General features: G+C 48.6%; 14 protein-coding genes and 1 pseudogene. 3 read left to right on the forward strand and 12 right to left on the reverse strand.

Features of this window, described 5'->3' with window-relative positions:
* Nucleotides 1-91 precede the first annotated feature (91 nt).
* Nucleotides 92-1,990: pseudogene (locus BZG77_RS15205) on the forward strand (ATP-binding protein).
* A gap of 50 nt (nucleotides 1,991-2,040) precedes the next feature.
* On the opposite strand, the gene betA reads toward BZG77_RS15205, so the two are convergent.
* Both betA and BZG77_RS08120 read right to left on the reverse strand, forming a co-directional pair.
* Entirely contained in the window at nucleotides 2,041-3,732 is a 1,692-nt protein-coding gene (gene betA / locus BZG77_RS08115) for a choline dehydrogenase (RefSeq protein WP_077646872.1), read from the reverse strand.
* A gap of 105 nt (nucleotides 3,733-3,837) precedes the next feature.
* Nucleotides 3,838-4,578, reverse strand: coding sequence for a FadR/GntR family transcriptional regulator (locus tag BZG77_RS08120; RefSeq protein WP_077646873.1), 741 nt, complete (start codon nucleotides 4,576-4,578; stop codon nucleotides 3,838-3,840).
* A 276-nt stretch (nucleotides 4,579-4,854) separates the two neighbouring features.
* On the opposite strand from BZG77_RS08120, the gene BZG77_RS08125 reads away from it, so the two are divergent.
* Nucleotides 4,855-6,342, forward strand: coding sequence for a SulP family inorganic anion transporter (locus BZG77_RS08125; RefSeq protein ID WP_077646874.1), 1,488 nt, complete (start codon nucleotides 4,855-4,857; stop codon nucleotides 6,340-6,342).
* Between the two features lie 10 nt (nucleotides 6,343-6,352).
* Nucleotides 6,353-7,195 (forward strand): universal stress protein, encoded by an 843-nt coding sequence (locus BZG77_RS08130; protein ID WP_077646875.1) that lies wholly within the window; start codon nucleotides 6,353-6,355, stop codon nucleotides 7,193-7,195.
* Between the two features lie 177 nt (nucleotides 7,196-7,372).
* On the opposite strand, the gene BZG77_RS08135 is transcribed toward BZG77_RS08130, so the two are convergent.
* From BZG77_RS08135 to BZG77_RS08180, 10 genes are all read right to left on the reverse strand, one after another.
* Nucleotides 7,373-7,795, reverse strand: coding sequence for a GNAT family N-acetyltransferase (locus BZG77_RS08135; RefSeq protein ID WP_077646876.1), 423 nt, complete (start codon nucleotides 7,793-7,795; stop codon nucleotides 7,373-7,375).
* A gap of 89 nt (nucleotides 7,796-7,884) precedes the next feature.
* On the reverse strand, nucleotides 7,885-8,412 hold the full coding sequence (locus BZG77_RS08140) for a nucleotidyltransferase family protein (protein WP_241844134.1): 528 nt from the start codon (nucleotides 8,410-8,412) through the stop codon (nucleotides 7,885-7,887).
* Nucleotides 8,413-8,520: 108 nt separating this feature from the next.
* Entirely contained in the window at nucleotides 8,521-8,913 is a 393-nt protein-coding gene (locus tag BZG77_RS08145) for a hypothetical protein (protein ID WP_021022756.1), read from the reverse strand.
* Nucleotides 8,914-9,138 carry a membrane protein insertion efficiency factor YidD gene (yidD, locus tag BZG77_RS08150; protein ID WP_077646878.1) on the reverse strand — a complete coding sequence of 75 codons (225 nt, stop codon included), beginning with the start codon at nucleotides 9,136-9,138 and terminating at the stop codon, nucleotides 8,914-8,916.
* Complete coding sequence (locus BZG77_RS08155) at nucleotides 9,138-9,353, reverse strand: DUF4177 domain-containing protein (protein ID WP_021022754.1); 216 nt, start codon at nucleotides 9,351-9,353, stop codon at nucleotides 9,138-9,140. Before BZG77_RS08155 ends, yidD begins: the two co-directional genes overlap by 1 nt.
* Before the next feature lie 53 nt (nucleotides 9,354-9,406).
* Nucleotides 9,407-11,485 (reverse strand): M13 family metallopeptidase, encoded by a 2,079-nt coding sequence (locus tag BZG77_RS08160; protein ID WP_077646879.1) that lies wholly within the window; start codon nucleotides 11,483-11,485, stop codon nucleotides 9,407-9,409.
* A gap of 38 nt (nucleotides 11,486-11,523) precedes the next feature.
* Nucleotides 11,524-12,081, reverse strand: a complete 558-nt coding sequence (locus BZG77_RS08165) for a GNAT family N-acetyltransferase (protein ID WP_077646880.1) — start codon at nucleotides 12,079-12,081, stop codon at nucleotides 11,524-11,526.
* 69 nt (nucleotides 12,082-12,150) lie between these two features.
* Entirely contained in the window at nucleotides 12,151-12,432 is a 282-nt protein-coding gene (locus BZG77_RS08170; RefSeq protein ID WP_077646881.1) for a hypothetical protein, read from the reverse strand.
* Between the two features lie 36 nt (nucleotides 12,433-12,468).
* A complete protein-coding gene (def, locus tag BZG77_RS08175) occupies nucleotides 12,469-12,966 on the reverse strand; it encodes a peptide deformylase (protein WP_077646882.1) in 498 nt (165 codons plus the stop codon).
* 122 nt (nucleotides 12,967-13,088) lie between these two features.
* A complete protein-coding gene (locus tag BZG77_RS08180; protein ID WP_077646883.1) occupies nucleotides 13,089-14,294 on the reverse strand; it encodes an MFS transporter in 1,206 nt (401 codons plus the stop codon).
* Between the last annotated feature and the right edge of the window lie 80 nt (nucleotides 14,295-14,374).

The raw sequence follows: 14,374 nt of genomic DNA on the forward strand, positions 1-14,374 counted from the left end.
GGCGATAAAAAGAGTATGGGAAAGCTGCACAAATTTACAAGGGTTAAGTCATCCACTGTTTAGCATTGTTGGACGGCGGATCATTTTATTGATGGTGCTTCTCAGTGGCGTTTTCACCATCATGACAACACTCTTGCAACTATCATGGGACTATGAAGAGGCATTCAATAACGTTGATAAACGCCAATATGAAATCAAGAATGTGCATGCAGACCTGCTTGCATCGTCACTCTGGGTCTTTGATCTGATCAGTGCGCAGAACCGCCTCAATGGTCTGGTTAATTTACCCTATATTGATTACCTATCCGTTGAGTTTGATGGGGTTGTTTTAGATGCCAGTCAACCCAACACACAAAGCACGGTCACGAGCGAAACAGTGCTGACTTACGTGCACCCAGACACCGAGCGTCGTATCGAACTCGGGGTTTTAAAGATCGAATCAGACACACAAAAAGTCTATGACTTGTTGCTACAACAATTTTTAGTCACGCTGCTTCTTTATGGCGTTAAAACACTGATTGTCTGCGCGTTAATCCTATGGGTATTTCACCAAAGTGTCAGCCAGCGGGTATTCGCCATCGCTAAGCATTTACGTCAGTTTGATCCGTTAGCACCGACTCATGAGCCGCTAAACCTAAAACATCGTAAGTTTATCATGGAAAAAAATGACGAACTGGACTGGCTCGCTGACGAAACCAATAAAATCACCTTACGGATAAGTAACCTTTATCAAAATATTATCTTAGAGCAACAACGATTAGCTGACTTTACTAACGCTGCGTCAGACTGGCTTTGGGAAACCGACGCGACACAGCGACTCACCCTTTGTTCAGAAGCAATGCAGTCTGCGTTGGCTATTTCCATTGAGCCCCCCACAAAAATAAAAGCGGTTCCAGCACTTATCCATTGCGCGTCGCTGCTAAACAAAATGGATGCCTGAGAAAACTTCACCATGTGTGAGGAGCATATCACCCTCGACGGCAATACCCATTATTTTATTTTCCAGGGTGTCGCGCATTTCAACTATCAAGGCTTCGTCGGTTTTCGAGGGACAGCAATTGATATTACCGAGCTAAAGCAAACACAGTTTGAGCTAGAAAAACTGAATCAAACCTTGGAGGCTACCGTCGAAACGCGGACTCAAGATTTAGAACACAGTATGGCCCATCTCAAAGCGGCACAGAATCAGTTGGTCGAATCAGAAAAACTCGCGGCGCTCGGACGTTTAGTCGCCGGTGTCGCCCACGAGGTCAATACACCACTTGGGATAGCCGTAACCGCCAACTCAGTCATTAAAGAGGCCGTTTCACGCTTGAATACCGCGTTCGAGCAGCAAACGCTAACCAGCCAACAATACACAGAATGGATGCAACAAATCACAGACGGCACTGGCATGCTAGAAAATAACCTCAATCGTGCCGCCCGCTTGATTCGAGATTTTAAACAAACCGCAGTCGATCAAGTCTCTGAAAGCCGCAGTCAATTCCGCCCTGTACAAACCCTGGATGCGCTCGTAGGGAGCCTACATCCTGAAACGAAAAAAGTCCCAGTAACACCTGTTGTCGAGGGCGATGCGGAACGACTGATGAGTAGCTTGCCGGGCGTATTAACGCAAGTCATTTCAAACTTAGTGATGAACAGCGTTCGCCATGCCTTTGAAGGGGTAAGCAATCCGAATATCCACATCAAAGTGATAGACCATAACGACGAGGTTGGCATCGTATATACTGACAATGGTGTGGGGGTGCCTCCCGACTTACATCAACGCATTTTTGAGCCCTTTTATACGAGCAAGCGCGGCAAAGGAGGGTCAGGATTGGGGCTGAACCTTGTTTTTAATTTGGTATATCAAAAGCTGCAAGGCCAGCTCAGATTTGACTCTGACGTTAACCAAGGCGTGACGGTCACATTAACGTTACCCAAGTTTCTTCAAGCATCTCCCCATTTGGAAGACACAGAAACAAAAAGTGGCGGGGCTTTAAACGAGTAAAGAGCCAGCATCGCTGGCTCTTGGTGATTAACGCCTAACGCAGACCGAATTTAAGCCAGCGCCGCGTCTTCTTCCGGTGCGGGGGCATGCTCAGGAAAATAGCGGTAGTATTCCGCATCTTTCGCCGGCGAAAGCGTGTGGCCCATGATCATATCAGCGGCCTTTTCTGCCACCATGATCGTCGGCGCATACAGGTTACCATTGGTAATCGCAGGGAACACGGAGGCATCCACCACACGCAAGTTATTCACGCCATGGACGTTCAGCGATTCATCCACCACGGCCATTTCGTCACTTTCAAGGCCCATCTTACATGTGCAGCTTGGGTGATAGGCACTTTCCCCTTCTCGAGCCACAAAGTCGAGGATCTCCTGATCCGTCTGTGCCTCGCTGCCCGGCGAAAGTTCTTTGCCACGTAAATGATCAAAAGCCGGCTGGGCGATGATATCGCGAGAGACACGGATCGCTTCCACCCACTCTTTACGCTCTTGTTGCGTTGAAAGGTAGTTAAAGAAGATCTCTGGCTTCTCATCCGGGTTGGTACTACGAATTTTGACATGGCCACGCACATCGGTATTCATCGGCCCAACGTGTAACTGGAAGCCATGTCCTTTGTTCGGTGCCGAACCATCATAACGGATCGCCAACGGTAAAAAGTGGAACTGTAAATTCGGGTAGGCGACTTCGTCGTTACCGCGCACAAATCCACCCGCTTCAAAGTGGTTAGTCGCGGCAGCACCTTTACGACGGAAAAGCCAATCAAAACCAATTTTGGGCTGATTGTGATACTTCAAGGCCGGATACATACTCACAGGCTCTTTACATTCGTACTGCACATACAGCTCTAAGTGATCTTGTAAGTTTTCTCCCACGCCTGGCAAATGATGCACCGGTTTGATACCTAAGTTTTTCAGCGTATTCTCATCACCTACACCGGATAATTGTAAGAGCTTGGGTGAGTTAATAGCGCCGCCGCAGCTGATAATTTCAGCCCCATAAGCGGTTTTTTTGCGACCCCACTTACGGTATTCCACCCCAATCGCGGTTTTACCTTCAAACACGATCTTATCGGTCGTTGCCCCTGTCAGTACTGTCAGATTTTTACGGTTCATGACCGGGTGTAAATACGCCCGGGCAGCACTGTGACGACGGCCGCGATAGATATTTTGATCAAAAATACCAAAGCCTTCTTGCTGATAACCATTCACGTCGTCGGTCAATGGATAGCCCGCTTGTTGCGTCGCGTCAAAGAACGCACTAAACAGAGGGTTATCACATTGTGCGGTTTCAATCGCCAGCGGACCATTGTTGCCATGATAGTCATCTTGGCCTTTTAATCGCGTCTCACACTTGCGGAAATACGGTAAGCAATGGGCATAATCCCATTTTTTCAGCCCGTGATCGTTGGCCCACTTTTCATAATCCAGCGCATTACCACGAATATAAATCATGCCATTAATACTACTGCTACCACCCAGCACTTTACCGCGCGGCTGCGCAATGCGGCGATTATGCATATTCGGTTCGGGCTCGGATTCATAGAGCCAGTTATAGGTGCTATCTGTTAGCAGATAGGTTAACGCCGCAGGCATGTGAATACGAAAATCAATACGATAGTCAGGGCGTCCCGCCTCGAGTAACAGCACCTTGTTATCTGGATTAGCACTTAAACGATTCGCCAGTACGCAGCCTGCCGAGCCTGCACCAACAATGATGTAGTCGTAATTTTGTTGCTGTCCCATAAAACCTCCAGTTTTTGTCCTTCCCGCGCGCAGGGGCATAAGCCCGAAATAATCGCAACACGGGTGACGGGTATGATTGTGTAGAGGTTTCCTTTTTGATGATTTTTATAATTCGCTTGATACTTGTGCATCAATGCATTGTTGTAGCAACCGATAATGGTGGCTAATCGTTGCTTGTGCCTTAAACGGCTCCGCAGCGATAATGTGGTTAACGGTCTGTTGCCAGTTTTCCACTGTAAGACGACGGTAATCCGTCGCCTGATAAAGCGCATAGTCGTGTGAGCTAAACCCTTGCTGTATCGCATGCATCACCCACTCAAAAATCGGATTTCCCGACATGGTAGCAATCAACAAGTTCAGTGCTCGGTCGAGCTCCCCTAAGCGAGCGAGATCGGGCTCATCATCTTTGGCAAGTGCCGCAAGCTCGGCGACCTTATCGTTTAACTGTTGCTTTTGTTCTGTTGTTCCACGACTGATCGCAAGCAGTACTAAGCTGTGATCGACGGTTTCACGAAATTCCGCCACTTTGTCTGCTTTGACGTGACTTTGTTTTAAGAACAATGCCAGTGACTCGCTAATATTGTGCACGTCAACTTGGCGGACAACCGCTCCACCTTTTTGCCCTTTACGAATTTCAATCAAGCCTTTTTGTTTGAGTGATTGAATCGCCTCGCGCACTACCCCACGCCCCGTCCCAAACTGTTGCTGTAGCTCACGTTCACTGGGTAACTTGTCTCCCGGCTTCAGCGCTTCCGATAAAATCGCAGATTCGATCTGCAAGGCAACGTCTTCACTGGCACGTCCCATTTGTACCGGATGAAACAGACTGGTTGTGGATGCTGTCATGATGGCTCCTCTTTTTTGGTCCTACCAAACTAGCAAAATAATCGTAATATCGTCAAATTTATCTTTAAAAACCTCTTTTGGTAGTACCTTAACGATGAGCTTGGCGATTAAACCTCGATATTTGGGGTTGGGTCTTGAATAGAGAGTAGTCAGTGACTATCATCACGTTTTTTATTTATAAAGGAGAGTTGCCATGCGCATGACGCCGCCCTAGTCGTTCCCGCCTTATTTTTTCACCTTGTATAATCATATTCCTTTAAAAGACTGAGACTGTTCATGATTGAAACGATGAAACGTGATTGGTTCTCCAATCTGCGTGGTGACGTGCTGGCTGGCATTGTGGTAGCTCTAGCGTTAATTCCAGAAGCGATTGCTTTTTCTATTATTGCGGGTGTCGACCCAAAAGTGGGGCTGTATGCCTCATTCAGTATTGCAGTGATCATTGCCTTTGTCGGTGGCCGACCTGGGATGATCTCTGCGGCAACCGGCGCCATGGCGTTACTGATGGTGACACTGGTTAAAGAGCACGGCCTTGAATATTTATTGGCCGCCACCGTACTAACGGGTGTTTTGCAAATTCTGGCCGGTTACCTCAAGCTCGGCGATCTCATGCGCTTTGTATCACGCTCGGTGGTCACTGGATTTGTTAACGCCCTTGCGATCCTCATTTTTATGGCCCAGTTACCCGAGCTCACTGACGTGACGTGGCACGTGTATGCCATGACGCTGGCAGGATTAGCCATTATCTATTTGTTCCCATACGTTCCTGTGGTCGGTAAATTATTGCCATCGCCATTGGTGTGTATTTTGGTCCTAACAACGCTTGCCATTAGCGTTGGGTTAGATATTCGGACTGTGGGTGATATGGGCGAGTTGCCAGATACCTTACCGGTGTTTTTATGGCCCGATGTGCCGCTTAACCTTGAAACCTTGATGATTATTTTCCCGTACTCAGCGGGACTAGCGGTAGTCGGTTTGCTCGAATCGATGATGACCGCCACCATTGTGGACGATTTGACCGACACTGGTAGTGACAAAAACCGCGAGTGTAAAGGCCAAGGTATCGCGAACATTGCCACCGGCTTTATTGGTGGTATGGCCGGTTGTGCAATGATTGGTCAATCGATCATTAACATCAAATCCGGCGGTCGTTCACGCTTATCCACCCTGTGTGCCGGTACACTTCTGTTGATCATGGTGGTGTTTTTAAGCGACTGGATTAAGTTGATCCCCATGGCGGCCCTGGTGGCGGTAATGATCATGGTCTCGATTGGGACATTCTCGTGGAGCTCTATCAAAGATCTTAAAACTCATCCTTTATCAACCAATATTGTGATGGTCACCACCGTGATTGTGGTGGTGGCAACCCATAACTTGGCCATTGGTGTTTTGGTCGGTGTGTTATTGGCATCCTTGTTCTTTGCCAACAAAATTGGTCGCTTTATGGTGGTTAAAAGCGAGCAAACCCAAGCTGACGAGCGTACCTATCGCGTTGTTGGGCAGGTCTTTTTTGCCTCTTCCGAGCAGTTCATTGCATCGTTTGATTTTAAAGAAGCCGTTGAACGCGTCACCATTGATCTCTCTGATGCGCATTTTTGGGATGTTACTGCCGTCTCATCGCTCGACCGCGTGGTGATTAAATTCCGCCGCGAAGGCACCGAGGTAAATTTAGTGGGCATGAATGAAGCAACCGCCACCATTGTGGACAAGTTTGGCGTCCATGATAATCCGGAAGAAGTGGAAAAAATGATGGGCGGACACTAAGGAGCGCACGATGAATAAAATTATTGCTTGTATTGATGGTTCGTCGTACACCCAATCGGTGACAGATCTCAGCGTTTGGGCGGCTTCACGCCTGTCTGCACCGCTGACTTTTTTACATGTGTTGGAGAAACCCGCGAGTAGCGATTCTGAGTTATCAGGCAGTATTGGTTTAGGCAGTCGCGATCAGCTCATGAGTGAGCTGGTCGAGCTGGATGAAAAGCGTGCCAAACTGGCCTTGCAACATGGTAAGGCCCTATTGCATGAGTGCGAAGAAGTGGCGCTATCAAAGGGGCTGACCGAGGTCACGCGCTTGCAGCAACATGGCCACTTGCTTGAATCTTTGCTAGCGCTTGAATCGACCATGCGGGTGCTGGTGATTGGCCGGTCCGGTGATTTGCACCAGAACGATGCCAAAGCGATTGGATCGCAACTCGAAAGCGTCGTCCGCCGTATTCACAATCATATTTTGATTGCCACCGGGGATGTCACCCCACCCGATAGCTACCTTCTCGCGTTTGATGGCAGTGAGGTCAGTGAAAAACTGGTAGAGAAAGCCCTGAACACGCCACTTCTCAAGGGCATGACCTGTCATTTGGTGATGGTGGATAACGACGCACATTCAGAGGCGTTTGAACGTGCAGCCCAACGCTTAACCGCCCAAGGTGTCGATGTTGTTCAAGCACGTTTATCGGGCGAGCCCGCTCAGGCTCTATTGGCGTACCAAGCGCAACAAAATGTGGGCTTAATCACCATGGGCGCTTACGGTCATACTAAGCTGCGTCAGCTGTTTGTGGGTAGCACCACCACACGCATTGTGATTGATTCGCCCGTCCCTCTGTTATTGATTCGATAAAGGTTATCTATTGAATCATACGTAAACGCCATGAGCCTTGCTCGTGGCGTTTTTGTATCAAGCCAATTCATTTACTTTAACGCGTTCATACTTATCACTGGTACAACGAACAAGACACTGACATAACGAACAAGACAAACGTGGCCGTTAAGCTTCGTTAAGCTTCGTTAAGCTTCGTTAAGCTTCGTTAAGCACCTTGGTCATAAAGTGCAGTGCATGATCAACAGGGTAGTCCGTCAATGTCATTTGACACTGATAACCGTGCTTTTCATAGAAGGGCTTGGCTTGAAAGCTGAAAGTATCGACAAACGCCATTTTACAGCCTATGTCCTTGGCATATTCTTCCAGATTATCTAATAGATGGCTGCCGACATGACGATGGCGAAAAGCATCATCGACCCAAAGGTATTTAATCAATAGCCATTGGCCCCAGGTATTGGCAACAATGCCACCGATGCGCTCATCATTATCATTATAGGCGTAGCCGGCAAGCGTGCCCTCAGGGAGACCGGCTAAGAAGGGGGCGTTGCTTTGTTTTAGCCCCTGACGGATAGCGGTAATATCGTCATCACTCGGGCTTGCGTCCATGCGGTATTTCATTGTCGTCCATTTACTTACCAATCAGAAGATTGGGATAGTATGCCCTTTGTGTTTTCGCCAATCTGTGCCAAGGCGCACTCTATTTGGCTTTACTCTTCATCAATCGGCTTGGCAGCGACTGAGCACTGGGTGGTCACGGTCAGTTTAGGCCAATGGGTTAACCATTGTTTTTCTTCAATACGCTGCTGAAAAACCGCCCATGGCCGTGCCGGGTTATGGCTCAGCTTCAACTCGAACAGCGACTGAACCCCAAACGCGGCAATGATCTCACAGCGCTGATTCATATCGAGACGGACTGCAATGGCCGTTTCTTTTTCAGGCCAAAATCGCATGGCGTCCAGGGTGCCAGCATACGCGGGGTCGTGATGCTTTTCGTGCATCCGTGCTTGGTTACGGACTTGCCAGGTAATCTCTGGCATGGTTTTTTGTAGTAACCCTTGAAGATATTGCTCACGCTCACGACTGGTATCGCTCGGATCATAGTAGATCACATCGATATCATTCAGCGCACTGGGCGGATATTTATGCATCGCATCCCAGACAAGGTTTCTCACAAACCCGGCGGCGATATAGCACTGAGGCAAATTGAGAGACTGAACACATCGTAATGCTCGCATCCTCACAGGATCTGCTTCAATTAAATCAATTAAGGCGCGACGATATGTCTTCTGGCATAAAAAGAATTGATGCTGGTGGCGTTTACGGATCCGACGGCGCTTCATGGATTAATCACCGTGGCGGACGTGTTCATAAATTGAGCGTGATACATGGTAGTTGTACTGCCTGGCAATTTTTTGGGCCAAAAAAAGCTGTGGTAATTCAAATAGCACTAAACCAACCAAAATCAAAGCGAAATACGGCTGGCTCATCACTAAGCCAATAATGGCGATTACCAATAACGTACATTCTACGATAAACAACCGGTACTTTCGCAAGTAAAGATGATGGAATCCGCCTAAGAAAGCCCAATTGAGTACCGCATAGGTGTCTGGATCTTTCAGTTGTCTGGTTTGCTCGGCAAAATAGCGTTTTTTCTGGCTTGGGGTTAAGCCATTCACTTGATCACGCAGCAAGGCTTCCTGTGTTTTCAGCTCTTGCCATGGTTGCGTTATCCGCATCTAAGGCACCTCATCGTGAATTATTTCTACTGCATCGGGATCATTACAACGACGAATGCGCGCTAAGCCGAGTTGCCAGCCGCGAAGTGTGCCGTACTTTTCGATCGCTTGGCGCGTGTACTCCGAGCAGCTCGGCTCGAAATTACACGCAATATTGAACCGTTTCTTTGATCCACCTTTAGCTTGGTAACGATGGATTAAAGTAAGCGACAAATACTTGAGCATTAGCGACCTAGGGTGACAATCACTGCCTCACGCTGCCAAAACAGCATGTATCTTTTCTTTTCAATGACTTGAAAAACAACCTGCCAGCCATCTTGCGCGTATTGATTGAGTTCGGCTTCGAGGCGTTGCAACGGCAAGCCACTTGAGCCCAGCAATAAGGTGCCGCAACCACCTTCAACAATATGAACAACTTTGTACTCGGTAAACTTGCTCATCAACATTCTCCCTCTCCGAAACAAAAATGCCGCCCTTGCGGCGGCATCCGAGATTACCAGATATTCACCCGCTGATCTTCGGGTAAATACATGCCATCACCTTCTTTAATATCAAAGGCTTCATAGAACGCAGGGACATTGCGCGGTGCACCAAGTACGCGATATTGCGGTGGCGCATGCGGACCCAGCGACACGCGCTCACGCAAGGCATCTTCACGCATCTTCATTTTCCAAATCTGCCCCCAGCTGAGGAAGAATCGCTGCTCGCCGGTATACCCGTCCATCACTGGAGACGATTCACCCTGCAACGATTTTTGATAGGCGCGGAAAGCGGTGGTCAAGCCGACTAAATCACCAATGTTCTCACCCAAAGACACTTTGCCGTCAATGAACAAGTCCGGCAATGGCTCAAACTGGCTAAATTGCTCGGCCAGCTTTTGGGTGCGTGCATCAAAGCGCGCCCGGTCCTCATCCGTCCACCAGTTTGATAGGTTGCCATCGCCATCATAACGCGAGCCCTGATCATCAAAACCATGCCCCATTTCATGGCCAATCACCGCGCCGATACCGCCGTAGTTCACGGCATCATCCGCATTCATATCAAAAAACGGCGGTTGTAAGATCCCAGCGGGGAACACTATCTCGTTGGCAGTTGGGCTGTAATAGGCGTTGACCGTTTGCGGGGTCATACCCCACTCTTTGCGATCAACTGGCGCACCAATCCGCGACAGCATATCTTGATAGCCCCAGCGTGCGGCACGTTTGCTGTTGCCAACCAAGTCATCGACGTTAATGGTCAGCGCGCTGTAATCTTCCCATTGCTCTGGATAGCCGATTTTAGGCGTGAATTTACTCAGCTTATCCAATGCTTTCGCTTTGGTTTCATCGCTCATCCAGGCTAAGGACTCAATCGAGTCTTTAAACGCGGCACGCAAGTTATCAATCAAGGTTTCCATACGCGCTTTGGCTTCTGGCGGGAAATAACGCGCGACATATTCTTGGCCAAGCGCTTCACCCAATACCCCTTCGGTGGCTTGCACGCCGCGCTTCCAGCGGTCACGCTGCTCAGGAATACCGTTGAGGGTTTTGGAATAGAACGCAAATTGACGTTCAACCAACTCATGATTTAGGCGCGGTGCAAACGCATTGAGCGTGCGAATGGTTAGATAATCTTGCCACGCTTGCAAACTGGTTTGCTTAAACACCTGCCCTAGCGCCTCAAAATAAGACGGCATGCGCACCACTACTTCATTGGCTTTGTCGATGCCCGCGCGCTTGGCAAAGCGTGCATAATCAAACTCGCCCATCAACTGGTTGAGCGCCTCAATGGGCATTTTATTATAGGTTGCTTGCGCGTCACGGCGTTTAGCGCGTGTCCAATGCTGTTCAGCCAGCGTTTTTTCCAGCTGATAAATCCGATCCGCGCGTTGCGTGGCCTGATCGTAGCCCGCTAAGGTCAGCATATCTTCGAGATAGCTTTTATAAGCAGTGCGGATACGCTCAGCGTCCTCGGTGTCTCGGAAATAATAGTCTCTATCCGGCAAGCCCAACCCGCTTTGGCTCAGATACAGGGCGTTATAGTCAGGATTTTTCGCATCGGCCCACGCATAAAAACTAAACGGAATCCCAACGCCAACTTGTCGCAAATCGGCCATCGCGTAAATCAGCGCAGGCTTCGAGGAAATCGCCGCAATACGATCAAGCTCAGGTTTAATTGGCGTGACCCCTAGGGCATCAATTTTATCTTGGTCCATATAGCTAAGATAAAAATCACGCAGCTTTTGCTCGTTGGAGCCAGGCTTGAGACCATCACGCGCCACCAGCTCATCAATGATGCCTTTCAGACGCTTTTCATTCTCTTCGGCTAAGATACGGAACGCACCATAGCTGGACATATCACTGGGGATTTGGGTTTGGTCGTACCAAGTGCCGTTCACGTGACGGAACAAGTCATCTTGTGGACGAACCGATCGATCAAAATCTTGCAGATGCAGCCCAGACGCTCGCTGCTCCTGAACCTGTGCAGCGTCAGTCGCCTGAACCGTGGTTGAGGAAACGCTGAGCCCCATACCGAGTACAACACTCAGTGCGACACGCGTCAGTAACAGACGTTTTTTCGGTGTTTTTATCATTTTCCTTTCCTATATGACTCAGTCACTTTCCTTGTTTACTATCGTAATGGTGTCCTCACGTCTAAATCGCGATAGAGCACCAAACAGTGGTAGTCTCGTCCTTCATCTTGCTCGGGTTCAAAATGGGTAATACGACAAAACCCTTGCTGATACCAGAATCGAAACGCGCGAATGTTTTCGGCGTAAACATTCACACCCATACGTCGATAGTCCCCATAATCTTGCACGGTTTCAATCACGCTCGCAACCGCTTCGCTGCCATAGCCATGCTTTTGATATCTTGGAGAAATAGTGAGCATGGGCAGCCAAACACTCTGTGCATCCGGCGCATTGAGCGAGATTTGTAAGTAGCCGATATCTTTACCGTCATGGGTTTGAATGCGACGAAGATAAAAGGCGTCTTCCACATCAGGGGCCTTTTTCTCCGCACTATCCGCTATCAATGCTTGATAGGTCGACAACGACCAAGGTTTAAACGTGGGATCTTGATATTGCAGATGCTGATTTTGCTCAAACAGTGCTTTAACGCGCTTTGCATCACTGTACTCAAACGCACTAAAACATAGGCGTTCAGACCGCCATGTTGCTGGGAACATGTTCAATTCCTATTTTATCAGCGCATACATTGATTGATATTGCGCTACGTACCTTATCCAGACTACATATTACGCGTTTCGCTGCCAGTGGTAATCCATTTGCTTGGCCACGCGCTGGGCTAAATCCTCGCTGTGCAGATCAGCCACCAGCTGCAAACTCATATCAATACCCGCAGAAATACCCGCGGAGGTAAGATATTTTCCATCCCTCACCCAGCGCTTACCTGGTACCACGCTTAATGGCGGATAAGCACGGCTGAGGTCGTCCATATCTTCCCAATGTGTGATCACTTTTCGACCATCGAGTAGCCCGGCCTCTGCGTGCTCATACACATAAATACCAATATTCATCGTTTGTTCGTACATCTATGTAAGTTTAAGATTTTACTAAGCGTTCTGTTTTAAATACTTCTTCACCTTTTTTAACGCCATTTGTCGCTTTAATGGTGAGAGATAATCGATAAAAAGGTTTCCAGATAAGTGGTCGATTTCGTGCTGCATAACAATGGCAAGAAAATCATCGCGCTCTATCGTGATCGATTTGCCATTGCGATCAAGGGCCGACACCACAACAGACGAGTATCGCTCGACATCTGCATAATAGCCGGGCACGGATAAACAACCCTCCTGCCCCATGGCTTTGTCAACGCCAGAGACAACCATCGGATTAATGAGCACTAAAGGGTCATTCCGGCGTTCAGAAATATCGATGACGACAATCGCCTCTTTACGGCCCACTTGCGTGGCAGCCAATCCAATACCGTTGTCAGTGGCATACAACGTCTCAAGCATATCATCAATCAACGTCTGTACGGCGGTAATATCCGTGACTGGCTCTGCTTTTATGGCCAGCCTTGGATCTGGCGCAGTAATGATTTCTAACATACGGGCTACCTATTTCCCAGGTTAAGGGTGATGAGGAATAAACTTATCAAAGCGGCTCTCCATATTAACCTACCTTTAACCGCATGGATGATGAGTCAGCGTGAGTCACAAAGCCATCAATCTTATGACGACGTGGCTGCGGGGCGTGTTTTCTCCCGCACCGATAAAAAAAACATACCAATGCTGGCACACATAGCCATAGCGATAACAAGCGACCAAGTCACCGAATAACCGAACGTGTCGATGACATAACCAATCAATACAAAGCTTGGCATCAGCAATAAGCTACGCAACGTGATCAATACCCCTTGAATACGACCGCGATGACTCGCCGGTGAGTTATTGGCAAGATACACGCCTTCTTTGGTCAGGACCAACACCTCGCCAGCGGAAAGAAAAAACCACGCTAAAAAGTGAACGGGGATCGTGGGTGCCAACATCACAAGCCCATAACCCAGCACAAATAAAAGCCCTGCATAGGCCAACGCCATCGTCTCAGTATGTCCAGATGTCGCGCGGAGCAATAGCGGCGTGATGATCACCACCAACACGCACGCATATGTCATCAATTGACCAAAACGCACGGGCCCTTCTTGGCCAAATAAATGACTCAAATAAAGCGGGCTGGCCATCGTCATTTGGTTCAACGCAAACCAAAGCATGCCGCAAAGTAAAGTGAACGCAATGAGATAAGGACGTGATTTAAGCACCGACCACACACTGCCTTCTACCGCACGCTCAAGGTCCGAGTCAGACTCGGGGACGGCTTGCTCGGTCACATTGACCAAAAAGGCCACCACAAGAATACCCACTAAGACGGCAAGCCCGTTACCAAAGAAAATCCATTCAGTGTGCTGCCAAAACAAATAGCCCGCTAAGATGGGGCCAATCGCTGAACCCAAGTTATAGGCAAGGTAACTAAGCGACATCACCGCATCGCGATTGCCTGCGTGAGATAAATCGGCCACCAATGCATTACTGGCCGGCAACGCCACACCAATAAAAAAGTACGCAGCGAATAATAACACCGGCACCATCACCGGGGCATCGGGGGCAAACCCACATATCAGCAGCAAGATAGCGCCGACACATTCCCCCGCCACCATAGTGTTTTTATGGCCTACCCAATCAGAAAGCTTGCCACCAATAAAACTCCCCAGCAGATACAAGCCAGTAATACTCATCGCCAATGTACCCGCCAGCGACGCGGAGTAGCCGAGCTTATCGGTAAACAACAACACGAGGAAAGGAATAATAAAGTTGCCCATCCCGAGGATCATGCGGGCCAGTGCAACGTAGTAAATATTGCGGTGCAATCCTTTATACATCGCCACCGCAGAAAGAATCTTGTTGATTGTCGTAATAATTAAACGTCCATGTTAAAAAATCAGCACATAATATACATGAT

This window comes from Salinivibrio sp. IB643 (genome assembly GCF_001996105.1).
In the GTDB taxonomy this organism is placed as follows: domain Bacteria; phylum Pseudomonadota; class Gammaproteobacteria; order Enterobacterales; family Vibrionaceae; genus Salinivibrio; species Salinivibrio costicola.